Raw genomic sequence first — 19980 nt, 5'->3', positions numbered from 1 at the left:
GCGGCAAGCCACGCGCGCCAGGCGCGCCGGCCGGCGGCGGTCCCCGCACCGGCACCAGCGCCCCGCGCTCGGCGGCCCAGCACCGCTCCGGCGGCCGCGGCCGATAAGCTCCAAGGAAAACCACCCTCGCGGTGGTTTTTTTTCACCCCGGCACAGCGGGGTCTGACCCCAGGCGGGGCGGCGTGCGGGGTGCCGGCGCGCCGCGCCTCCGGCATTTGCGGTTACGATAGCGGTTGCCTGACATTTCCCCCGGAATCTCTCCCATGCCCAAATTCGCCGCCAACCTGTCCATGCTGTTTAACCAAGCGCCGTTCCTGGAGCGCTTCGCGCTGGCCCGCGAGGCCGGCTTCGACGGCGTCGAATTCCTGTTCCCCTACGACTACCAAGCCGGGCAGCTGGCCGAGCGCCTGCGCCGCCACCAACTGCAACTGGTGCTGTTCAACCTGCCCTGCGGCGACTGGAACGCGGGCGACCGCGGCATGGCCTGCGATCCGCGCCGCCAGGACGAGTTCCGCGCCGGCGTGCACAGCGCGCTGGCCTACGCGACCGAACTGGGCGCGCCCCGGCTGCACTGCATGGCCGGCAAGCTCCCGGCCGGCGTGGCGCCGGAACTGGCCCACGCCACCTATGTCGACAACCTGCGCCACGCCGCCGCCGTGCTGGCGCCGCACGGCATCGAGCTGCTGATCGAACCGATCAACCACTACGACATGCCGGGCTACTTCCTCAAGCACAGCAGGCAGGCGCTGGACATCATCGCCGAGGCCGGCAGCCCCAACCTGTTCCTGCAATACGACATCTATCACATGCAGCGCATGGAGGGCGAACTGAGCAACACGATCCGCGCCCACCTGACGATGATCAGGCACATGCAGATCGCCGACACCCCCGGCCGCCACGAACCGGGCAGCGGCGAGATCAACTACCGCCACCTGTTCCGCCACATCGACGCCATCGGCTACGACGGCTGGCTGGGCTGCGAATACCTGCCGGCCGGCGACACCATGGCCGGCCTGGGCTGGCGCCAGACGCTGACCACCTGATCTGCGCATTCGCAACACGAAGATCTTCGGCTGGGACAAAAATACCTACACACTTTGTGGAGCGCCCATGAAACTCACCCGTGCACTGCTGATCCTCGGATTGCTGGCCCTGCTCGGCGGCTGCGCCAGCAGCACGCCCCGGATGGCGGAGGTACGCGCCTTCGCCGCCCAGTCGCCCAAGCTGGGCGCCTACCATGAATTGACCGAGCGCTACCGCTCCACCTACCAGCGCGAACAACCCTTCCTCAGCCCCGCCGCCGACGCCCGCGAGCGCCAGCTCGACAGCCAGCGCCAGGCCGCCTGCGACGACTTCGTCAAGCTGCAAGCGGGCGTGCAGGCCTATATGCAGGCGCTGGGCCAGCTGGCCGGCGACCACCAGTACGACCTCGAGGACCAGGTCAAGTCCATGAGCGGCGGCATCAAGGCGTGGCCGGACAACGGCATCGACGACCGCCACGTCAACGCCTACGCCGGCCTGACCCGGCTGCTGGCGCGCGCCCTCACCCGGCCGGCGCAGGAAGCCGCGGTGCAGGAATTGATGCGCGACGGCCACCAGGCGATGCAGGAACTGCTGGGCGCCATGCGCACCCTGCTGCGCCTGTACGGCAAGACCAGCGACAACGAGGAACGCATCGTGCTCGGCATGCTGGAGACCGAAATCCCCTTTGTCGACGCCCGCCGCGACCGCCTGCTGCTGGCGCTGGCCAAGGCCCAGCAGCACGACCGGCAAGCCGAATACCACCTGTTCGGCCTGCGCAACACGCTGGCGCAAAACAACCTGGCCGCCATCGAGCAGAGCCACCGCGCGCTGCTCAACCAGATCCCGCAACCATAAACCCAGCAAGGAGTTGCCATGGCAGATCAGCACGATCAGCACGATATCGAAGCGCTGGGCGACAGCCTGTCCGCCAGCGCCGACGCCTTGCACGCGCAGTTGATGTGCGCGCTGCGCCAGCGGCCCCCGGGCAGCGCGCCCGCCATGCCGCAGGGCACGGCGCAGGCGCTGTTTGAAAACGAAGTGCTGCTGCGCCAGCGCGCCAACAGCCTGTACCTGGACAGCGCCAAACTGGCCGCCAGCGGCCTGGGCGGCGCCCAGCAGCAGCTGCTGGAGCAGACCCGCCGCGCCCAGGACGCCGTGGCCCGCATCGACAAGGTCAAGGACCTGGTCGACCTCTCGGCCGAACTGCTGTCGCTGGGCGCGGCGGTCGCCAGCGGCAGGCCGGAACGCCTCGTGACGCCGCTGGAAAAACTCAAGCACCACCTGGACGCGCTGGCCCCGCCGGCTTAGGGCCGGGCTTCAGCCGACCCGCGCCGAACAAAATCGCGCCGCGCCGGTCCAATGCCGTAAGGAGCACGCGGCATGAATGGACTCGATGAACATCAATGGACGGCCTTGCAGGCGCGGCTGGAGCGCGCGCGCACCGCCCTGCTAAGCCAACTGGCGGACGATCTCGACCGCAGTGCCGACGTGCGCGCGCCGCAGCCGCACGAGGCCGAGGCCTCGCCGGCCGACAACGCCAGCCAGCGCACCCTCAACGCGCTGGTGCACGAGACCGCCGAGCATACGGCGCGCCAGCTACACATCGTGCGCCACGCGCTGGCCAAGTTCGATGACCACAGTTATGGATTGTGCGAGCATTGCGGTGAGCTGATCGGCTATTCGCGCCTGAACGCGCGGCCGGAAGCGCGGCTATGCATCACTTGCCAGACGCGGCAGGAACAGCGCCACCGCTGAGCTCAGCTGAGCTCAGTTCAGCTCAGTTCAGTTCAGCCGGCCTCCAGCCAGGGCTGGCTGCGGATCTTGGCCACCTGCCGCTGCGCCAGCAAGCGCCACAGTTGCAGCGCGTCGGCCTGCGCCAGCGCCGTCATCACGCGCGGCCCGGCCAGCGCGATTTCGCAATCGCGGTCCGACCATTCGGCAAAGCGCACCCCGCCGCCGGTGGACACCTCGACTTCGTACATCAAGCCGTCGTCATAACCGAAACGCAGCACGGCGCTGCCGGGGCCGCCGTCGGGCGCGGCGCTCTTGCCGCTGTAGACCTCCGCCAGCACCGCCGCCATCTGCGCTTCGGACGGCGCCGCCACATCGCGGCCGTCTGGACGAGTGAGCACTACCCATGCCTGTGCCATTGCCGCATCCCCCTATCAAAACGCGCCAGTCCGCCGGGTGCCAGGTTTTTTTATTGTAGCGACTATCATACCCAAAATTGCCGCCAGCGCTGGCTTAGTCCCCAATAAGCAACAACCGCGCGCAAATCGGCGGGCGGCAAAAAAAGGCGGCGCGCATACACGCCACAAAACCGGCGTGGTCGTATAATCGATTTGGGTTTTCGATAACCGGAAGCTATCATTAAGCTAGGCGCGCCCATGCATGCAGCACCGCAAACGCACGATGTCCCACCCGTGACGGCCGCACCGGACCAGCCGTTTTGCGACGCGCTGGAGCAGGCGCTGGCGCAGGACCAGCTGCGCCTGCTGTACCAGCCGCTGGTGGACTTGCAGAGCGGCGCCGTGGTCAGCCTGGAGGCGCTGGTGCGCTGGCAGCATCCGGAACTCGGCCTGCTGTCGGCCCACGCCTTCCTGCCGCAGGCCGAGGCGGCCGGCATGACGGCCGCCATCGGCCACTGGGTGCTGCGGCGCGCCTGCGGCGACCTGCAAGCCTGGCGCCGCGGCGGCCAGAACGACCTGCGGGTGGCGATCAACGTCGCGCCCAGCCAGTTCCGCGATCCCGGCTTCGGCGCCGCCGTCGCCGCCATGCTCGACGACTACGCCATCACCCCCGCCGCGCTGACGCTGGAAATCACCGAGACCGCGCTCAACGAAGCCGGCGCCGCCTGCGACGACGTGCTGGCCGGCTTCAAGACGCGCGGCCTGAACCTGACGCTGGACGACTTCGGCACCGGCCACGGCTCGCTCAGCAGCCTGAAGCGCTATCCCTTCGACGCCATCAAGATCGACGCCGACTTCATCCGCGACGTGGTGGCCGACAGCCACGACGCCGCCATGGCCAAGAGCATCATCGCCATGGGCCACAACCTGGGCATGAAGGTGGTGGCCGAGGGCGTGGAGACGGAAGCCCAGTGCGACTTCCTGCGCCGCAATATGTGCGACCAGATCCAGGGCTATTTCTTCGCGCCGCCGCTGGCCTCGACCGACCTGCACCAGCTGCTGGCCAGCGGCCGCGTGCTGCCGGGCCACCTGCTGCGCATGCACCGGCCGCAGCGCCGCCTGCTGCTGGTGGACGACGAGCCCAACATCTTGTCCGCGCTCAAGCGCCTGCTGCGCGGCGACCAGTACCAGATCTACACCGCCAACGACGGCCCGCAGGGCCTGGCCGTGCTGGCCGAGCATCCGGTCGACGTCATCGTCTCCGACCAGCGCATGCCCGGCATGCTGGGCGCCGACTTCCTGCGCAAGGCCAGGGAGCTGGTGCCCGACACCATACGCATCATGCTGTCCGGCTACACCGAGCTGCAGTCGGTGACCGACGCCGTCAACGAAGGCGCGATCTACAAATTCCTGACCAAGCCGTGGGACGACGAGCAGCTGCGCGGCCATATCGCCGACGCCTTCCGGGTCAAGGAAATCGCCGACGACAACCAGCGCCTGCACCTCGAAGTGCGCAGCGCCAACCAGGAGCTGGCGGCCGCCAACCGCCGCATGGAACAGCTGCTGCAGGAAAAGCAGCGTCAGATCAGCCGCGACGAGATCAGCCTGAACGTCGCGCGCGAGCTGCTGCAACACCTGCCGCTGGCGGTGATCGGCATGGACGACTCCGGCATGATCGCCTTCATCAACGGCGCCGCCGCCGGCCTGTTCCGCCACAGCGGCGCGCTGCTCGGCAACGAGGCCTGCCACGTATTGCCCGAGCTGTTCCCGGCCGACGGCGCCCTGGCCGCCCCTGGCCAGCCCCACCAGCACCTGGCCGACATCGACGGCCAGCGCTACGCCGTGATGTGCTACCCGATGGGCGAGCACTCGGCCTCGCGCGGCAGCCTGATCACCCTCAGCATCATGGAGACCCATCGATGACCGTCACCGCCCATCCCAATGAAATCGGCCTGGAGCAAGCCGTCGAAGGCATGACCCTGGCCGCCGCCCTGCTCGACGCCCACGGCGGCGTGCTGCTGCCGCAGGACGCCACCCTGACCACCGCCACGCTGGCCTCGCTGCGCCGGCGCGGCATCGAGCGCTGCGTGGTCTGGAGCGAGGCCGACGCGCCCGACCCGGCCGCGCTGGCGCGCGCCCGCGCGCTGCAACTGGCGCGGCTCGAGCGGCTGTTCCGCCACAGCGCCGACAGCGACGGCGGCGCCGTGCTGCTGCAATGCCTGCGCGCCTACCGCGAGGGACCGTGCGCATGACCGCCGACGACATCATCAAGGCGGTGCGCGACCTGCCCTCGCTGCCGGCGGTGGTCAACGAACTGCTGGCCAGCATGGACCAGGACGACATCGACACCCACGCGCTGGCCGCCAAGATCACGCTCGACCAGGCGCTCACCGCCAAGACGCTGCGCCTGGCCAACTCCTCGTTCTACGGCATGCCGTCCAAGGTCACCTCGATCCAGCAGGCGATCTCGGTGCTGGGCTTCCACGCCATCCGCACGCTGGTGACGGCCTGCTCGGTGACCGAGAGCTTCAAGCCGGCGCCCGGCAACCAGTTCGACTTCCCGGCCTTCTGGCGCCACTCGATCGCCAGCGCGGTGTGCGCGCGCGTGCTGGCGCCGCACGTGCGCCTGAACCCGGACACCGCCTTCACCGCCGGCCTGCTGCACGACCTCGGCACGCTGGTGCTGGCCACCCGCTTCCCCGACGACTACCGCCGCGTGCACGACTACCGCCGCCAGCACGACTGCACCGCGGCGCCGGCCCAGCTGGCCGTGTTCGGCATCGACCACGCCGCGGTCGGCAGCGCGCTGGCCAGGCACTGGAAGTTCCCGGCGGCGATCCAGGCCGCCGTGGCCGACCACCACCGCGCCGCCGACGGCAAGCCGGCCACGCTGTCGAGCGTGATCTACGCGGCCAACATCCTGGCCCACGCGCTCGACCTGTCGGGCCAGGAGGACGACCAGGTGCCGCCGCTGTCGCTGGCCGCGTGGCAGGCGCTGGGCCTGGGCGACGCCGCCTGGGCCGGCGTGTTCGCCGAGACCGAACAGCTGTTCGAAACCATGTGCAAGATGCTGACGACATGAACGCCGCCTCCCCCGCCCCCCAAAGCGCAACGGCCACGCCGCCGCAGCCCGACGCCGAACTGCAGGCGCACGCCGCGATCGCGCTGTCCGAGTTCTTCGACGGCCACCCGGTGGCCACCTTCGCCATCGACACCCGGCACGTGATCACGCACTGGAACCGCGCCTGCGAGCACCTGCTGGGCTGGAGCAAGCTGGCCATGATCGGCACCAGCAACCACTGGCAAGCCTTCTATCCCAAGCAGCGCCCGGTGCTGGCCGACCTGATCGTGGCCGGCGACGACCACCTGCTGGAGCTGCACTACCCCGGCAAGTACCGCGCCTCGGCGCTGATCCCCGGCGCCTACGAGGCCGAGGACTTCTTCCCCAACATCGGCGCCAGCGGCCACTGGCTGCACTTCACGGCGGCGCCGCTGCGCGACCACCAGGGCCGCATCGTCGGCGCCATCGAAACGCTGCGCGACGTCACCGAGCGGCGGGTGGCCGAGAACGCGCTGCGGCGCGCCCACGACAACCTGGAACACGTGGTCGAGAAACGCACCGCCCAGCTGGCCGACATGAACGAGCAGCTGCAGGAAGACATCCGCCAGCGCCACCTGGCCGAGGCCGAACTGCGCCGCAGCAACCTGGAGTTGACCGAACTGAACAGCCAGCTGTCGCGCGCCCAGCAGCAGTTGGTGCAGGCCGACAAGCTGGCCTCGATCGGCCAGCTGGCGGCCGGCGTGGCGCACGAGATCAACAACCCGATCGGCTACATCTTTTCCAACTGCACCACCCTGCAAACCTATCTGGACCAGCTGTTCGACATGCTCGAGGCCTACCAGCAGGCCGAGGCCGACGTCGGCGTGCCCGCCACCGCGGCCGCCCTGCGCGCGCGCCGCCAGCAGATCGACCTCGACTTCCTGCGCGAGGACATCCCGGCGCTGATGGCCGAATCGCGCGAAGGCATCGTGCGGGTACGCCACATCGTCCAGGACCTGAAGGACTTTTCGCGGGTCGACGCCAACCAGGACTGGGTCTGGTCCAATCTGCACCGCGGCATCGACTCCACCCTCAACATCGTCGGCAACGAGGTCAAGTACAAGGCCGACGTGGTCAAGGAATACGGCGACATTCCCGACATCCAGTGCCTGCCGCTGCAGATCAACCAGGTCGTGATGAACCTGGTGGTCAACGCCGCCCACGCCATCGGCGAGCAACGCGGCCGCATCACCGTGCGCACCGGCACCGACGGCGACAACGTGTGGATCGACGTCGCCGACAACGGCAGCGGCATTTCGCCGGACACGCTGTCGCGCATCTTCGACCCCTTCTTCACCACCAAGGCGGTCGGCAAGGGCACCGGGCTGGGGCTGTCGCTGGCCTACGGCATCGTGCAGAAGCACGGCGGCCAGATCGACGTCGAAACCGAACTCGGCAAAGGCACCCGCTTCCGCGTGCGCCTGCCCATCCACCAGCCCGAAGCGGCCAGCGGGGATCCCGCATGAGCAGCGCGCTGTCCGCCGCGGCCGCGCCGGCCGCCGTCGCCACGCTGCTGTGCGTGGACGACGAGCCCAACATCCTGTCGTCGCTGCGGCGCCTGTTCCGCCCGGCCGGCTACCGCGTGCTGCTGGCCGAGAGCGGCGCGCTGGGGCTGGAGGTGCTGGAGAAGGAACAGGTCGACCTGGTGATCTCCGACATGCGCATGCCGGAAATGAACGGCGCCCAGTTCCTGGCCCAGGTCAAGGCGCGCTGGCCCGACACCATGCGCCTGCTGCTGACCGGCTATTCCGACATCCAGTCGATCCAGGACGCCATCAACTGCGGCGAGATCTACCGCTACATCACCAAGCCGTGGGAAGACGACGACATGCTGCTGGTGGTGCGCCACGCGCTGGAGCGGCGCCAGCTGGAGCAGGACAAAGTGCGGCTCGAAGCGCTGACGCTGCGCCAGAACGAGGAACTGAAGACGCTCAACCAGAGCCTGGAGGCCAAGGTCGAGGCGCGCACCCGCCAGCTCAAGGCCGAGCACGAGGCGACCAGCGCCGCCAACAACAAACTCAAGCGCAACTTCGTCACCACCATCAAGATCTTTTCCAGCATGATCGAACTGCGCGCGCACAACCGGCCCGGCCACGCGCGCCTGGTGGCCGAGCTGGCGCGCCAGATCGCCGTGCGGCTGGAGCTGGACGCGCGCGCGACCCAGGAAATCTTCATCGCCGCGCTGCTGCACGACATCGGCAAGATCGGCTTTTCCGACGAGCTGCTGCAAACCCCGCTGACCCTGCTGCACGGCGAATCGCTGGGCCTGTTCCGCAAGCACCCGCAGCGCGCCGCCGAGCTGCTGATGCCGCTGGAGGACTTGCGCGGCAGCGCCGCCATGCTGCGCGGCCAGCTGGAGCGCTTCGACGGCAACGGTTTCCCGGACGGCCTGGTCGGCCTGGCGATCCCGCTGGGCGCGCGCATCCTGGCGCTGGCGGCCGACTACTACAACCTGCAGCAGGGCGCGATGGTGCAGCGCCACCTGCGGCCGGAGGAAGCCAAGACGCTGATCCTCGACGCCAGCGGCAAGCGCTACGACCCCAACGTGGTGGCGGCGTTCCGCCAGATCGTCGACGGCGACGCCGACGCCGGCGCCGGGGTCGAAGTATTGTCCGGCGAGCTGCTGCCCGGCATGGTGCTGGCGCGCGACCTGATCAGCCGCGACGGCCTGATGCTGCTGTCGGTCGAGCACGTGCTGGACGCCCGCATGATCCAGCAGGTGCAGGACTTCGAAACCAAGGCCGGCGGCCGGCTGTCGATCTGGATCCGCAATCCCAAGGGGGACGCATGAGCAAGATCCTGCTGGTGGACGACGAGATCAACGTGCTCAACGCCTTGCAGCGCGCGCTGCTGCAGATGTTGCGCGACGCGCCGCCGCAGATCGAGACCTGCGTCGATCCCTACGACGCGCTCAAGCGCATCTGCTATTGCGACTACGACCTGATCATCTGCGACTACAACATGCCGCAGATGACCGGCGGCGAGCTGCTGCAGGCGCTGCGCGACGTCGCGCCCAACACGGTGCGCATCATGCTCAGCGCCTCGACCGAGTACACCACCGTGCTCAGCGCCATCAACCAGGCACAGGCGTTCCGCTTCATGAGCAAGCCTTGGGACGCTGCCGAGCTGGAGCAGAATGTGCGGCAGGCGCTGGCGCAGCGCGCCGCGCTGGTGGCGCCGCCGCCGCCGACGCCGCAGGAGCTGGAGGCGCGACGGCTGGAAGCCGAGGAACCGGGCCTGCTGGACGTCAAGCGCGACGACGACGGCGCCGTCATCCTGTAGCCGTCAAGCGGCAGCTGCGGCCTGCGGCGGCTGCACCGGCAGGTGCACCGTGAAGCGCGTGCCCTGCCCCACCACCGAGGCCACCTCGATGCGGCCGCCGTGGCGGTTGACGATCCCGTACGACAAGGACAGGCCCAGCCCGGTGCCGCTGCCGACCGGCTTGGTGGTGAAGAACGGTTCGAAGATGCGGTTCAGGTTTTCCGGCGCGATGCCGCAGCCGTTGTCGCCCACCTCGATCCACACCCAGCCGTCGGCGGCGCCGGTGCGCAAGGTGATCACGCCCTGCTCGCGCAAGGCGTGGGCGGCGTTGACCAGCAGGTTCATGAACACCTGGTTCAGCTGCGAGGCCAGGCAGGTGACCGGCGGCAGCGTGCCGTATTGCTTGTCGACCCGGGCCTTGTACTTGATCTCGTTGCTGACGATGTTGAGCGTGCTGTCGAGGCCGTGATGCAGGTCGGCCACCTGCCACTCGGTCTCGCCGACGTGGGAAAAATCCTTCAGCGCCTGGACGATGTCCTTGACCCGCTTCAGGCCGTCCATCGATTCGCGCACCAGGTCGGTCACGTCTTCCTTGAGGAATTCCAGGTCGGCCTGCGCCCGCAGCGCCGCCAGCTGCGCCGCCAGCGCCGGGTGCGGCGCGGCCGCCTGCTCGTAGCGCTCGATCACGCCCAGCAAGGTGCCGACGTAGTTTTTCAGCGAGCCCATGTTCGAATTGACGAAGCCGACCGGGTTGTTGATCTCATGCGCGATGCCGGCCGCCAGCTGGCCGATCGAGGCCATCTTTTCCGATTGCAGCAATTGCTCGTGGGCGTTGCGCAGTTCGCCGATCAGCGCCTGTTGCTCGACGCCCTTGGCCTGCAAGGTCTCCTCCATGCGCTTGCGCGCGGTGATGTCGGTCAGCGAGCCGATCACCTCCAGCGGCACGCCCTTGTCGTCGCGGATCAGGCGCAGCGTGTCGTGCATCCACAGATAGCTGCCGTCGCTGGCGCGGAAGCGGTATTCGTAGGCGCGCTGGCCCTCGCTGAACACCAGCGCCAGGCTGGAAAAGATGCTGGGGGCGTCGTCGGGATGGATGTGGTCGAACCAGAAGTTGGGGTCGGCCACCATCTGCTCGGGACGGTAGCCCAGCACGTTCAAGGCGTTGTTGCTGACGAAGGTCATCTTGAAATCGCCGCTGGGCACGGTGCAATAGATGATCGCCGGCGTGTTGTCGACCAGGTACTGCAGGCGCACCAGCGGCGAGGTCGCCTCGGGCGCCGGCGCTGTGACGGCGGGGGCGCCGGCGGCGTCGGAGGAAAGAAAGTCGAATTCGTCAAATTGCATATCGATAGCCTCGCGACGACGTCTGTCTTGCGCAGATCGCGCAGGCGGACGGCTTGCATCAGCGTGCGCGGCTGAATCGATTATGCACTAGTTCCGGCATTGATGGTGTTCAATGCGACCAGCTGGACTCCCAGCCGTAAATGGGTTCGGGCGGCGGTGGCGGCGGCGTCATCCAGGCGCGCGGGTCGACCCGGTAGTACTTGAGGAATTCCGCGTACAGCTCGGCGTGGTGCTCGGCCATCTGGTACGGTTTTTCAAAGAAGGTTTCGGTGGCGACGGCGAAGAATTCGGCCGGATTGGTGGCGCCGTAATGGTCCATCACGCTGTGCTGGCGGTACATGGCGCTGTGGCGCAGGTTGTGGAAATCGCGCTCCAGCACTTCCGACCATTCGCGGTAGCTGGCCGGATTGCCCAGGTACGGCGCGCCGTTGGCGCGGCCCGACTCGCTGTCGAGCTGGTGCGCGAATTCGTGCAGCACGACGTTGTGGCCATCCGTCCAGTCGCCGGCGCCGCGCTGCACGTCGTCCCAGGACAGGATCACGCGGCCGTCGTCCCAGGATTCGCCCAGCATGCTGTGGTGGCCGGGCGTGACCACCCCGCCCGGGCCGATCTCGGCACGCTGCGCCACGAAGGCGCCGGGGTAGACCAGGATGGTGTGCAAGGCCGGATAGACTTTGGAGGGGCGGTTCAGCAGCAGCAGGCAAGCCTGGCCGGCGATGGTGACGGCCATCTCGTCGCTCACTTCCAGGCCTTCGCAGCCGACGAATTTTTTCTGGTGCAGGAATTGCACCACCATGCGCTGCAGCTGCTGCTGCAGATCGGGCGCCATGCGGCGGTAGACCGGGATGTTGCGCTGCAGGACGGCCAGCGCCTCGGCCGGCAGGGGCCGCGCCAGCACCCGCCGCAAACGCCAGCGCGGGTAGTAAAAAGGCAGCGCTATCAACAGCGCCGTCAGGCCGATCCAGGTCAAAGCTTCCATGCGCCGCGCGTCCGTTGAGATGTCCAGTCAAGGCTAGGTGGGGGGCCTTGTCGACATTTCAATATGCAAACAGCCGGGCATGCCCGGCCGTCGCATCATACTACCGCGGATACGCGTGCGCCGCGGCGTGCGCTCAGACGGTTTCTTCTTTTTGCATCGACGGCGCCGAGCCGAACAGCGCTGCCACCAGCGGATCGCGCATCACCGGGCCGCGGTTGACGCGGATCGCATAGTGGGTGTCGTCGGCCAGGATGTGGAAATGGCGGCCGCTGCCGGCCATCGCCTGTTCGCGCAGGCCCGGACGTTCCTTGCGCGGCGGCGCGCCTTCGCGTTTCGGCTGGACGATGGCGGCCAGGAAGGCGCTGACGCGTTCCGGGTCGGGGGTCAGCTGGTAGACCGCCTTGCCCAGGTAGGTGGCCGTGCCTTCGACATAGCGGGCCAGCTCGATCACGCCGGCTTCGCGCAGGTCGCGGATGTATTTGCGGGCGCCGGACGGCGAAAACTTCAGGAACCAGGCGATTTCATCGGCCAGCATTTCGTGCAGCTGCAATTCGCCGATCAGCTTTTGCATGTTTTCGATGCGGCGCAGCGTGGCCGAGGTCGAGCGGACCCGCTCGATAGAGGCCATCGACAGCGCAGGCTTCCGGTCCAGAGGCGCCGGGGCCGGACGTTCCACCAGCATCAGCTTGGCTGTGGTGGCGTGCATTTCCGGCGAGGCTTTCATCTCGTTCTGGATCAGATGTTGAGGTTGTCTAACTGCATGCATGGGAACACTCCTTATAACAATTGCCGAGATTAGTGGCAGCGGATAGCGTGGCGGGCGGCGGGCATCTCGCTACGGTCTCTGCATCTGGCTCAAGAATGCCTTTTCGCAGCGCATTGGTCTGTGCGGCAACGAACATTAGCGACCATCCTTGGCACTTAAGGTGTGACAAAGGGCGTTGAACTAAGTTTCTGCAACTGTGACAAATTTGATACACCACAAGCTTAGGTACGCTAGCGCACGGAAGCACCGCACCAAACTCCTTAATCTTCGGTCCAACAGCGGTGCCTCAACATTGCTGGCAATGAAACACATCCAATCAATAAATCGGGAGCAAACCTGTGAACCAAACTAAAAAAATCGCCCTCGCCGCCGCTGTTCTGTGTGCGTCGTTTTCCGCCCTGGCCCAGGATGCGGTCGTCAATCCATCGTGGTATATCCAGCCCAGCGTGAACGCCATGAAGCCCGATTCGGACTTCGGCGTGGACAAGCGCGGCTACGGCGTCGGCCTCAAATTCGGCAAGGCCATCAATCAGGACTGGGATGTGCAGCTCGGCACCACCTATGCCCGCTCCCGTGAAAACGGCCAGCGCTACCAGCAAAACACGCTGGGCGTGGACGGCCTGTATATGTTCTCGCGTAAAACCTTCCGTCCCTTCCTGCTGGTCGGTATCGGCGCCGAGCACGACAAGTCCAACCTGAACGTCATCGGCCAGCGCAGCAAGACTTCGCCCTACCTGAGCGCCGGCCTGGGCTTCCAGGCCGACATCAACGACCAGGTCGCCTTCCAGGCCGACATCCGCGACGTGCATGGCTTCATTCGCGGCAATGAGTTCCCTAACAGCAAGAGCAACAACTACTACGCAACGGTCGGCCTGAACATCGCCTTCAATGCGCCGCCGAAAGCCGCGCCGGCCGCGCCGCCGCCACCGGCGCCGCAAGTCATGGAACCTGCGCCGCAGCCGGCTCCGGCCGTAGTGCCGCCACCGCCGCCACCGGCCCGCTTTGAAAAAGTGACGATGTCGGCGACCGAACTGTTCGGTTTCGACAGCGCCAAGCTGGCGCCCGGCCAACCCAAGCTGGACGACATCGCCAACGTGCTGAACACCAACTCCGGCATCGACAACGTGGTCATCTCCGGCTACACCGACCGCCTGGGCAGCGACAAGTACAACCAGAAGCTGTCCGAGCGCCGCGCCAACGCGGTCAAGGACTACCTGGTCAGCAAGGGCGTCGCCGCCAGCCGCCTGAACGCCGTCGGCAAGGGCGAATCCAATCCTGTCGTGCAGTGCAACGACAAGAAGCAGAAACGTGCCGACCTGATCAAGTGCCTGGAACCTAACCGTCGCGTCGAAATCGAGCAGATCACCATCGAACGCCGCGTGCAGTAAGCAGGACAAGCCCCGCTCCGGTAGCGGGGCTTTTTTCTGATGAAGCCGAATTTAGGGTCTGTGCTGCGATGCACCGTGACCGAATGGTTTGAACACCGCGCCAGCAGCAAGGGCGCGGCGTTGGCGTTTTACACGCTGTTTTCGATGGCGCCCATCCTGGTGCTGGTGCTGGCCATCGCCGGCTGGTTCTACGGGCCGCAGGCGGCGCAAGGCCAGTTGTTCAGCGAGCTGCGCAGCCTGGTCGGCGCGCAAGGCGCGCAGGCGCTGCAACTGGTGCTGGCCGGCGCCCGCAACAAGCAGGAAGGCCAGCTCGCCACGCTGCTGGCCGGCGCCCTGCTGCTGTTCGGCGCCACCAGCGTGTTTGCCGAACTCAAGGCCAGCCTGGACGATATCTGGCAAGTCCCGCCGCTCACCCACGGCAACGCCTGGGACGTCATACGCACCCGCCTGCTTTCCTTCGGCATGATCCTGGTGCTGGCGTTCCTGCTGATGGTGTCGCTGGTGGTCAGCGCCGCGCTGACCCTGCTGGAAAACCTGTGGAGCGCTTACTGGCGCGAAGCCGGCCTGGTACTGTCGGCCATCAATTTCATCATCGGCTTTGTGGTGATCGCCGTCTTGTTCGGCGTGATCTTCAAGATGTTGCCGCGTGTACGGCTGTCCTGGCACGACGTGACGATAGGCGCGACCGGCACGGCCGCGCTGTTCACGCTGGGGAAATACCTGATCGGGGTGTATATCGGCAACAGCGGCGTCACCAGCAGCTTCGGTGCGGCCGGTTCGGTGATCGCGCTGCTGCTGTGGGTGTACTACTCGGCGCAGATCTTCTTCCTGGGCGCCGAATTCGCGCGCCAGTATGCGCTGCAACTGGGCAGCCTGCGCCGGCGCAGCGCCGCGCAACGCTAGCGCCGCCTTACACCGGCGTGCGCCGCAGATAGGCGCGCGGCGTGGCGACCGGCAGCTCGGCCACCGGCACCGACGCCGCCAGCACCTGCTGGTCGGCCTCGCGCACCTGCGCATCGGGCGCCAGCACGCGGGTGATCACCTGCGGGCTGATGCCTATGCCCTGCAGGAATTCCACCGCATTGGCGGTGCCGATGTCGCGCTGTATTTCCAGCGCATGGCGCACGATAAATTCAAGTGAGTGCCAGCCTGCGGTTTCCGAGGTCTCGGGCCGCTGGCGGCGGTCATGCTGTGGACTCATGGCGTACTCCTCAAAGTGCCTGTATTGCTCATGTTAGACGACCGCCGCCCGGAAGCAAGGGCCATCGCGCCAGCCTATTCGCCCAACAATTCGGCCACCACTTCCATGCCCTCGACGCGCTCGGCCACCACCTTGACGATGACGATCAGCGGCACGCCCAGCAGCAGGCCGTACACGCCCCACAGCCAGCCCCAGAACAGCAGGCTGACGAACACCGCCGCCGCGTTCATGCGGGCGAAGCGTCCCGTCATCCAGGTCGCCACCACGGTGCCGACCAGCGTCGCGATCGCCAGCGAAGTGCCCATCACCAGCACACTCATTTGCAGCGATTCGAATTGCATGAAGGCCACCGCGCCGGTGGCCAGCGTAATCAGCAAGGGGCCGAAGTAAGGCATCAGGTGCAGCAAGCCGGCCACGATGGCCCAGGCGCCGGCGTTCTCCAGGCCGATCCAGCGCAGCGCCACCCACATCAGCAAGGCCAGCAGGCCGTTGGTGACGAGCAGCATCAGCATGTATTTCTGGATCGACGAATTGATGTCGTCGAGGATGTGGACGGTGATTTTTTTCTTGCTCAGCGACGGTCCGGTCAGCTTGACCAGCTTGCGCTTGAAGGTGTCGCCCGACAGCAGCAGGAAGAACACCAGGAAGATCACCATGGTGGCCTGGCCGAGGAAACCCATCACGCCCATCGAGCCGGCCCAGATCCAGTCCAGCACCGGCAGGCTGCCGCTGTCCGGCGACGGCGGCGCGGCCTTGCGCACGGTGCGGCGTTCCTGCGCGCCGGCGGTGGCTTGCTGCAATTCGGTGGCCACCGCCTGGATGCGCTGGAAGGTACTGGGGCCGCCATGCGCGCGCTCGGTGAGCAGGCGCGACAATTTATGGCTGACGGTGGGCAGCTCTTCAACGATGGATTGGAACTCGCCCTGCACCTTGTCGATCACCACGAACACGCCGCCCAGGATGGCGACGGTGACCAGCGTGGCGCCGAGCACGCGCGGCACGCGCAGGCGCTCCAGCCAGCACACGAGGGGACTGAGCATATAGCTGAACAAAATGCCGAGTAACAGCGGAACCAGGAAATTGCGCGACCATTGCAGCGCATAGAGGAACGCCACGGTGGCGATGACGCCGAGCGCGAGGCCGCGGGCGTGGACGTGCAGGGGAATGCGGGGCGCATCGCTGTCGGCGGCCACTGCGTTGTTAATGGGAAGTTCGGCAGGCGGCTGGCTCATGATGGCTCACAAAGAACTCCCGGCGCGGCACGCCCGGATGGGCATGCCGCGCCGGCAGGTAATGCTTACTTGACGCGGATGTCGTTCTTGACGGCGGTCACGCCCTTGACGCCGCGCGCCACTTCGCCGGCCTTGGCGATATCGGCAGGCTGGGCGACAAAGCCGCTCAGCTGCACGGTGCCCTTGAAGGTTTCCACATTGATTTCGGTGGACTTCAGGCTAGGCTCGTTGAAGATGCTGGCTTTGACTTTGGTGGTGATGACGGAATCGTCGACATACTCGCCGGTGCCTTCTTTGGACGAGGTCGATGCGCAGCCAGCGGTGGCCAGCAGCGAAACGGTGAACAGGGCGGTGGCGATTTTGTGTGCGATTTTCATAGCATTCTCCTTGGAGGGTGATTAACAGTGGTTTGTCAGCCAGCGGGGCTATTGGATGGCCTCGCTGCCGATGTAGAGGTTTTACGCCCCTTCCCCGCCCACCTCTGTACGGTACCGTACACAGACCGCACTTCGCCAAACTGGGTGCGGAAGCGCACAGACCCCCGTCCCACCGCTGTCTATTCTGGAATCACACTTTTTCAGGAGGACAACATGAAACACTCGACCACCATAGCAGCCGTGCTGATCGCAGGAACCGCCGTCCTGAGCGGCTGCGCCAGCACCAGCCAGCCGCAGCAGGGCAGCTACACCAACCCGGCGGACACCGCGTCCTACGGCACCATCGAATCGATCCAGGTCGTGCAGGCCAAATCCGGCACCAGCGGCGCCGGCGCCGTCGCCGGCGGTCTGGTCGGCGCCCTGCTGGGTAACCAGGTCGGCTCGGGCAGCGGCCGCACCGCCGCCACCGTGGCCGGCGCAGTCGGCGGCGCCGTGGTCGGCAACAAGGTGGAGGACAGCCGCAACCAGCCACGCGAGCAATACCAGATCAGCGTGCGCATGGACAACGGCGACTACCGCATCGTCAACCAGGACAGCGTCTACGACCTGCGCGCCGGCAATCGCGTGCGCCTGGTCGATGGCCGCGTCTACCGTTATTAAGCATTATTAACCCTGCCGCATCGGCATCGAAGCACTCAACAAGGAGAACAATATGGGTACCATCATTCTGATCATTCTGATCCTGGCATTGATCGGCGCCTTGCCGACCTGGCCGCACAGCCGCAGCTGGGGCTATGCGCCCAGCGGCATCACCGGCATCGTGGTGGTGATCCTGCTGATCATGCTGCTCACCGGTAGGCTGTAAGCACACGGAGGCAATCATGGCTCACTTCAAACACTTCATCATCGGCGCGGCGCTGGCGGGCGCCGCGCTCGCCGCCCAGGCGGCCAGCACTACCACGCCGCCGCAAAACCTGCGCCTGCAACAAACGGAAATCGCCAAGGGCGATCCGCCGCGCTGGTACCAGGACGACGCCAGCCCGGCCGAGCAGCTGCGCACGCTGCGCAAGGAAATCGGCGCCGCGCTGGCCGAGGCCAACCTCGCCTGCAAGCAAGGGCCGGCCGCGGAGCGCAGCGCCTGCCTGAAGGAGGCGCGCGCCACCTACCAGCACGACATGGCGAACGCCGCGCAGATCCGCGCGGAGAACCACCCGCACTAAGGCGCCAAGGCTTACGCCGCCTGGTCGTGCGCCGGCTGCCGCAACGGCGGCAGCTCGTGCACGACCAGCGGCGTGTCTTCCGTCACAAAGCTCAACCAGCCCGCCGCCGTGATGGCGCGCAGCGCATCCTGATAGCCCTGGTCCCAGCGCCATTCGATCGAGCCCTTGGAGAAGTTGATGTCCTTGGCCGCCATATTCCAGTCACGCCCCGCATACGCCAGCCGCACCACGTGCAAGGTGCTGTCGCCGCCCAGGCCGGCCAGTTCCTGCATGCCCTGCTCCGATTTCGCGCGTTCCGGCAACTCCGCATACAGCTCGCGCAGCTTCTGCTTCAGCTTGTGCGTGGCGACGTAATCCTGCAGGTGGCGCTTGGAACGCGAGGCGAAGGTCACATCCTTCTGCCGCGTCTGCACTTCGTCCAGCGTGGTCGGCTCCGGGCCGTCGGCGCTCCACAAGTCCACCATGAAGCACAGCGTGTCGACATGCTCGTTATCGTCCAGCACGGTTTCCAGCGGCGTGTTGGAATACAGGCCGCCGTCCCAGTACAGGTCGCCATCGATGCGCACCGGCGGAAAGCCAGGCGGCAAGGCGCCGCTGGCGCGCACATGGTCGGCGCACAGCGTCTGCTCGCGGTTGTCGAAGCTGCGCAGGGTACCGCAGGTGACCTTGAGCGCATTGACCGTCAGCCGCATGCCGCCCGCCGAGTTCAGATAGTCGAAATCGATCAGGCGCTCGAGCGTTTCGCCCAGCTCGCTGGTGTCGTAGAAGCTGGCCTGCTCGGGCGCGACGGCGGTCCCCATCGGGAACAGACTCATGAAGCGCGGCTTGAAGAAGCCCGGCACGCCGCGCATCACGGTGTCCCAGGTTTGCAGCAGCACGTTGGAACGCCGCTGCATGTCCGGCACCCGCGTCATGTCGTAGCTGTCGCGGTGGGCCACGCCGTCCCAGAATTCCTTGAGGCGGCTCAGGCGCGTCTCGTGCGGATTGCCGGCCAGGATCGCGGCGTTGATCGCGCCGATCGAGGTGCCGACGATCCAGTCCGGCGCCAGGCCGTGCTCGTGCATCGCCTGGAACACGCCGGCCTGGTAAGCCCCCAGCGCGCCGCCGCCCTGCAACACCAGTACCACGCGCAAGCGCTGGGGATTCAATTCGGGTATAGCACTGCTCATCTGTGACTCCAATAAAAAAAACGCCGCGGTTGCGGCGTCTGGACTACTCCTGCTCCGGCGCGGGTTTGCGCCGCAGCAGCCACGCCATGCCGACACCGGCTGCCACGGCCACGCCGATGGCCGGCTTGACCAGCCGCTTGCGGGCGATGAATGAACCCACCGTCAGCGCATACGGCAGCAGCGACTTGAAGTTGATATTCTTCAGGCCGCCCGGCTGCAACAGCCCGCCGAGGCGGGCCTGGGCCATGCCGACGGCCTGCTCGACGGCGCCATGGAACAGCGCGTCCGGCTGCAGGGCATTGCCGACCAGCGCCTTGGCGTGCACCACCTTGATACGATACAGCTCGCCTTCGCGGACCAGACGTTGCTTGGCCGCCTCGACGGCCGCGCGTTCAGCTTCTTTGCTCATCTGCTCTCCCGGTTACAACAGCATGTCGCGGTCGGACTTCAGTTCCGCCATCGTCGCCGGCATCGACAGTTTGCCGCTGCGTATCAAGCCACGCGCGTACGCGATCAGGCCGATCGCGATCAGCAGGAACACGCCGGTGATGATGGGCAGGATCTTCCAGCCGATCGAGTCCCACGCCAGGTAGGCGATGGTCACCGTGCCGTAGGCCAGCGCGAAGCAGCCCGCCACCACGGCCAGCGCGAACACCAGCACCAGTTGCAGCAGGTGATTGCGCACCTGCGACAATTCCAGCGCGGCCAGCTCCAGCCGGGTCAGCACCAGGCCGATGCTGTTGCGGACAATATTGCCCAGCGACGCGATCAAGCCCGGCGGGCGGTTCATC

At 66.7% G+C, this 19980-nt stretch carries 25 protein-coding genes; 15 read left to right on the top strand and 10 right to left on the bottom strand.

Going from position 1 to position 19980, the window contains the following annotated elements:
- Nucleotides 1-263 precede the first annotated feature (263 nt).
- From otnI to RUGAMON1_RS21635, 4 genes are all read left to right on the top strand, one after another.
- Nucleotides 264-1043, top strand: a complete 780-nt coding sequence (otnI, locus tag RUGAMON1_RS21650; RefSeq protein WP_445232476.1) for a 2-oxo-tetronate isomerase — start codon at nucleotides 264-266, stop codon at nucleotides 1041-1043.
- A 67-nt stretch (nucleotides 1044-1110) separates the two neighbouring features.
- On the top strand, nucleotides 1111-1878 hold the full coding sequence (locus tag RUGAMON1_RS21645) for a hypothetical protein (RefSeq protein WP_445232475.1): 768 nt from the start codon (nucleotides 1111-1113) through the stop codon (nucleotides 1876-1878).
- Between the two features lie 18 nt (nucleotides 1879-1896).
- Nucleotides 1897-2331: a hypothetical protein gene (locus RUGAMON1_RS21640; RefSeq protein ID WP_445232474.1), complete on the top strand. Its 435-nt coding sequence runs from the start codon at nucleotides 1897-1899 to the stop codon at nucleotides 2329-2331.
- Nucleotides 2332-2403: 72 nt separating this feature from the next.
- Nucleotides 2404-2778 carry a TraR/DksA family transcriptional regulator gene (locus RUGAMON1_RS21635; protein WP_445232473.1) on the top strand — a complete coding sequence of 125 codons (375 nt, stop codon included), beginning with the start codon at nucleotides 2404-2406 and terminating at the stop codon, nucleotides 2776-2778.
- Between the two features lie 32 nt (nucleotides 2779-2810).
- On the opposite strand, the gene RUGAMON1_RS21630 is transcribed toward RUGAMON1_RS21635, so the two are convergent.
- Nucleotides 2811-3173: a hypothetical protein gene (locus tag RUGAMON1_RS21630; RefSeq protein WP_445232472.1), complete on the bottom strand. Its 363-nt coding sequence runs from the start codon at nucleotides 3171-3173 to the stop codon at nucleotides 2811-2813.
- Between the two features lie 237 nt (nucleotides 3174-3410).
- On the opposite strand from RUGAMON1_RS21630, the gene RUGAMON1_RS21625 reads away from it, so the two are divergent.
- Genes RUGAMON1_RS21625 through RUGAMON1_RS21600 form a run of 6 tightly spaced genes read left to right on the top strand, consistent with a single transcriptional unit; the run spans nucleotide 3411 to nucleotide 9534 of the window.
- Entirely contained in the window at nucleotides 3411-5075 is a 1665-nt protein-coding gene (locus RUGAMON1_RS21625; RefSeq protein WP_445232471.1) for an EAL domain-containing protein, read from the top strand.
- Nucleotides 5072-5404: a hypothetical protein gene (locus RUGAMON1_RS21620; protein ID WP_445232470.1), complete on the top strand. Its 333-nt coding sequence runs from the start codon at nucleotides 5072-5074 to the stop codon at nucleotides 5402-5404. Before RUGAMON1_RS21625 ends, RUGAMON1_RS21620 begins: the two co-directional genes overlap by 4 nt.
- Nucleotides 5401-6234: an HDOD domain-containing protein gene (locus tag RUGAMON1_RS21615; protein WP_445232469.1), complete on the top strand. Its 834-nt coding sequence runs from the start codon at nucleotides 5401-5403 to the stop codon at nucleotides 6232-6234. Before RUGAMON1_RS21620 ends, RUGAMON1_RS21615 begins: the two co-directional genes overlap by 4 nt.
- Nucleotides 6231-7718 (top strand): PAS domain-containing sensor histidine kinase, encoded by a 1488-nt coding sequence (locus RUGAMON1_RS21610; RefSeq protein WP_445232468.1) that lies wholly within the window; start codon nucleotides 6231-6233, stop codon nucleotides 7716-7718. Before RUGAMON1_RS21615 ends, RUGAMON1_RS21610 begins: the two co-directional genes overlap by 4 nt.
- Nucleotides 7715-9043 carry a response regulator c-di-GMP phosphodiesterase, NosR family gene (gene nosR, locus RUGAMON1_RS21605; RefSeq protein WP_445232467.1) on the top strand — a complete coding sequence of 443 codons (1329 nt, stop codon included), beginning with the start codon at nucleotides 7715-7717 and terminating at the stop codon, nucleotides 9041-9043. Before RUGAMON1_RS21610 ends, nosR begins: the two co-directional genes overlap by 4 nt.
- Complete coding sequence (locus RUGAMON1_RS21600) at nucleotides 9040-9534, top strand: response regulator (RefSeq protein WP_445232466.1); 495 nt, start codon at nucleotides 9040-9042, stop codon at nucleotides 9532-9534. The genes nosR and RUGAMON1_RS21600 overlap by 4 nt, the downstream gene beginning before the upstream one ends.
- A gap of 3 nt (nucleotides 9535-9537) precedes the next feature.
- Here RUGAMON1_RS21600 and RUGAMON1_RS21595 read toward each other — a convergent pair whose 3' ends face one another.
- From RUGAMON1_RS21595 to RUGAMON1_RS21585, 3 genes are all read right to left on the bottom strand, one after another.
- Nucleotides 9538-10857: a sensor histidine kinase gene (locus tag RUGAMON1_RS21595; RefSeq protein WP_445232465.1), complete on the bottom strand. Its 1320-nt coding sequence runs from the start codon at nucleotides 10855-10857 to the stop codon at nucleotides 9538-9540.
- Between the two features lie 109 nt (nucleotides 10858-10966).
- Entirely contained in the window at nucleotides 10967-11836 is an 870-nt protein-coding gene (locus RUGAMON1_RS21590; RefSeq protein WP_445232464.1) for a M90 family metallopeptidase, read from the bottom strand.
- Nucleotides 11837-11969: 133 nt separating this feature from the next.
- Nucleotides 11970-12560: a winged helix-turn-helix domain-containing protein gene (locus tag RUGAMON1_RS21585; protein ID WP_445232481.1), complete on the bottom strand. Its 591-nt coding sequence runs from the start codon at nucleotides 12558-12560 to the stop codon at nucleotides 11970-11972.
- Between the two features lie 380 nt (nucleotides 12561-12940).
- Between RUGAMON1_RS21585 and RUGAMON1_RS21580 the strand changes: the two genes are divergently transcribed.
- The gene (locus RUGAMON1_RS21580; RefSeq protein WP_445232463.1) at nucleotides 12941-13990 is read left to right on the top strand and encodes an OmpA family protein; all 1050 of its coding nucleotides are present in this window, start codon (nucleotides 12941-12943) and stop codon (nucleotides 13988-13990) included.
- A gap of 39 nt (nucleotides 13991-14029) precedes the next feature.
- Nucleotides 14030-14893 (top strand): YihY/virulence factor BrkB family protein, encoded by an 864-nt coding sequence (locus RUGAMON1_RS21575; RefSeq protein ID WP_445232462.1) that lies wholly within the window; start codon nucleotides 14030-14032, stop codon nucleotides 14891-14893.
- Nucleotides 14894-14900: 7 nt separating this feature from the next.
- On the opposite strand, the gene RUGAMON1_RS21570 is transcribed toward RUGAMON1_RS21575, so the two are convergent.
- The 3 genes from RUGAMON1_RS21570 to RUGAMON1_RS21560 form a co-directional block, all read right to left on the bottom strand.
- Nucleotides 14901-15191, bottom strand: coding sequence for a hypothetical protein (locus tag RUGAMON1_RS21570; protein WP_445232461.1), 291 nt, complete (start codon nucleotides 15189-15191; stop codon nucleotides 14901-14903).
- Between the two features lie 74 nt (nucleotides 15192-15265).
- The gene (locus RUGAMON1_RS21565; RefSeq protein ID WP_445232460.1) at nucleotides 15266-16423 is read right to left on the bottom strand and encodes an AI-2E family transporter; all 1158 of its coding nucleotides are present in this window, start codon (nucleotides 16421-16423) and stop codon (nucleotides 15266-15268) included.
- A 65-nt stretch (nucleotides 16424-16488) separates the two neighbouring features.
- Nucleotides 16489-16800, bottom strand: a complete 312-nt coding sequence (locus RUGAMON1_RS21560) for a BON domain-containing protein (RefSeq protein ID WP_445232459.1) — start codon at nucleotides 16798-16800, stop codon at nucleotides 16489-16491.
- A 213-nt stretch (nucleotides 16801-17013) separates the two neighbouring features.
- Between RUGAMON1_RS21560 and RUGAMON1_RS21555 the strand changes: the two genes are divergently transcribed.
- From RUGAMON1_RS21555 to RUGAMON1_RS21545, 3 genes are read left to right on the top strand one after another with little or no spacing between them, the layout of a single operon-like run.
- On the top strand, nucleotides 17014-17460 hold the full coding sequence (locus RUGAMON1_RS21555; protein ID WP_445232458.1) for an outer membrane lipoprotein: 447 nt from the start codon (nucleotides 17014-17016) through the stop codon (nucleotides 17458-17460).
- A gap of 52 nt (nucleotides 17461-17512) precedes the next feature.
- Nucleotides 17513-17665 (top strand): DUF3309 domain-containing protein, encoded by a 153-nt coding sequence (locus RUGAMON1_RS21550; protein ID WP_445232457.1) that lies wholly within the window; start codon nucleotides 17513-17515, stop codon nucleotides 17663-17665.
- Between the two features lie 16 nt (nucleotides 17666-17681).
- A complete protein-coding gene (locus RUGAMON1_RS21545) occupies nucleotides 17682-18020 on the top strand; it encodes a hypothetical protein (protein ID WP_445232456.1) in 339 nt (112 codons plus the stop codon).
- Between the two features lie 11 nt (nucleotides 18021-18031).
- Here the strand turns inward: RUGAMON1_RS21545 and RUGAMON1_RS21540 are convergent, their stop codons facing one another.
- Genes RUGAMON1_RS21540 through RUGAMON1_RS21530 form a run of 3 tightly spaced genes read right to left on the bottom strand, consistent with a single transcriptional unit; the run spans nucleotide 18032 to nucleotide 19979 of the window.
- Nucleotides 18032-19189 carry a patatin-like phospholipase family protein gene (locus tag RUGAMON1_RS21540; protein WP_445232455.1) on the bottom strand — a complete coding sequence of 386 codons (1158 nt, stop codon included), beginning with the start codon at nucleotides 19187-19189 and terminating at the stop codon, nucleotides 18032-18034.
- A gap of 43 nt (nucleotides 19190-19232) precedes the next feature.
- Nucleotides 19233-19598 carry a hypothetical protein gene (locus RUGAMON1_RS21535; protein WP_445232454.1) on the bottom strand — a complete coding sequence of 122 codons (366 nt, stop codon included), beginning with the start codon at nucleotides 19596-19598 and terminating at the stop codon, nucleotides 19233-19235.
- 12 nt (nucleotides 19599-19610) lie between these two features.
- On the bottom strand, nucleotides 19611-19979 hold the full coding sequence (locus tag RUGAMON1_RS21530; RefSeq protein WP_445232480.1) for a phage holin family protein: 369 nt from the start codon (nucleotides 19977-19979) through the stop codon (nucleotides 19611-19613).
- Between the last annotated feature and the right edge of the window lies 1 nt (nucleotide 19980).

Source organism: Duganella rhizosphaerae, from assembly GCF_040364205.1.
Taxonomy (GTDB): Bacteria; Pseudomonadota; Gammaproteobacteria; order Burkholderiales; family Burkholderiaceae_D; genus Rugamonas; species Rugamonas rhizosphaerae.
Note: the sequence above shows the minus strand (reverse complement) of the source record. Positions and strands in the feature narration are given on the sequence as shown.

Excerpts from the sequence above, each read along its gene's own strand:
- otnI (WP_445232476.1), top strand. The coding sequence starts at position 264 with ATGCCCAAATTCGCCGCCAACCTGTCCATGCTGTTTAACCAAGCGCCG.
- RUGAMON1_RS21645 (WP_445232475.1), top strand. The coding sequence starts at position 1,111 with ATGAAACTCACCCGTGCACTGCTGATCCTCGGATTGCTGGCCCTGCTC.
- RUGAMON1_RS21640 (WP_445232474.1), top strand. The coding sequence starts at position 1,897 with ATGGCAGATCAGCACGATCAGCACGATATCGAAGCGCTGGGCGACAGC.
- RUGAMON1_RS21635 (WP_445232473.1), top strand. The coding sequence starts at position 2,404 with ATGAATGGACTCGATGAACATCAATGGACGGCCTTGCAGGCGCGGCTG.
- RUGAMON1_RS21630 (WP_445232472.1), bottom strand. The coding sequence starts at position 3,173 with ATGGCACAGGCATGGGTAGTGCTCACTCGTCCAGACGGCCGCGATGTG.
- RUGAMON1_RS21625 (WP_445232471.1), top strand. The coding sequence starts at position 3,411 with ATGCATGCAGCACCGCAAACGCACGATGTCCCACCCGTGACGGCCGCA.
- RUGAMON1_RS21620 (WP_445232470.1), top strand. The coding sequence starts at position 5,072 with ATGACCGTCACCGCCCATCCCAATGAAATCGGCCTGGAGCAAGCCGTC.
- RUGAMON1_RS21615 (WP_445232469.1), top strand. The coding sequence starts at position 5,401 with ATGACCGCCGACGACATCATCAAGGCGGTGCGCGACCTGCCCTCGCTG.
- RUGAMON1_RS21610 (WP_445232468.1), top strand. The coding sequence starts at position 6,231 with ATGAACGCCGCCTCCCCCGCCCCCCAAAGCGCAACGGCCACGCCGCCG.
- nosR (WP_445232467.1), top strand. The coding sequence starts at position 7,715 with ATGAGCAGCGCGCTGTCCGCCGCGGCCGCGCCGGCCGCCGTCGCCACG.
- RUGAMON1_RS21600 (WP_445232466.1), top strand. The coding sequence starts at position 9,040 with ATGAGCAAGATCCTGCTGGTGGACGACGAGATCAACGTGCTCAACGCC.
- RUGAMON1_RS21595 (WP_445232465.1), bottom strand. The coding sequence starts at position 10,857 with ATGCAATTTGACGAATTCGACTTTCTTTCCTCCGACGCCGCCGGCGCC.
- RUGAMON1_RS21590 (WP_445232464.1), bottom strand. The coding sequence starts at position 11,836 with ATGGAAGCTTTGACCTGGATCGGCCTGACGGCGCTGTTGATAGCGCTG.
- RUGAMON1_RS21585 (WP_445232481.1), bottom strand. The coding sequence starts at position 12,560 with ATGAAAGCCTCGCCGGAAATGCACGCCACCACAGCCAAGCTGATGCTG.
- RUGAMON1_RS21575 (WP_445232462.1), top strand. The coding sequence starts at position 14,030 with ATGAAGCCGAATTTAGGGTCTGTGCTGCGATGCACCGTGACCGAATGG.
- RUGAMON1_RS21570 (WP_445232461.1), bottom strand. The coding sequence starts at position 15,191 with ATGAGTCCACAGCATGACCGCCGCCAGCGGCCCGAGACCTCGGAAACC.
- RUGAMON1_RS21565 (WP_445232460.1), bottom strand. The coding sequence starts at position 16,423 with ATGAGCCAGCCGCCTGCCGAACTTCCCATTAACAACGCAGTGGCCGCC.
- RUGAMON1_RS21560 (WP_445232459.1), bottom strand. The coding sequence starts at position 16,800 with ATGAAAATCGCACACAAAATCGCCACCGCCCTGTTCACCGTTTCGCTG.
- RUGAMON1_RS21555 (WP_445232458.1), top strand. The coding sequence starts at position 17,014 with ATGAAACACTCGACCACCATAGCAGCCGTGCTGATCGCAGGAACCGCC.
- RUGAMON1_RS21550 (WP_445232457.1), top strand. The coding sequence starts at position 17,513 with ATGGGTACCATCATTCTGATCATTCTGATCCTGGCATTGATCGGCGCC.
- RUGAMON1_RS21545 (WP_445232456.1), top strand. The coding sequence starts at position 17,682 with ATGGCTCACTTCAAACACTTCATCATCGGCGCGGCGCTGGCGGGCGCC.
- RUGAMON1_RS21540 (WP_445232455.1), bottom strand. The coding sequence starts at position 19,189 with ATGAGCAGTGCTATACCCGAATTGAATCCCCAGCGCTTGCGCGTGGTA.
- RUGAMON1_RS21535 (WP_445232454.1), bottom strand. The coding sequence starts at position 19,598 with ATGAGCAAAGAAGCTGAACGCGCGGCCGTCGAGGCGGCCAAGCAACGT.
- RUGAMON1_RS21530 (WP_445232480.1), bottom strand. The coding sequence starts at position 19,979 with ATGAACCGCCCGCCGGGCTTGATCGCGTCGCTGGGCAATATTGTCCGC.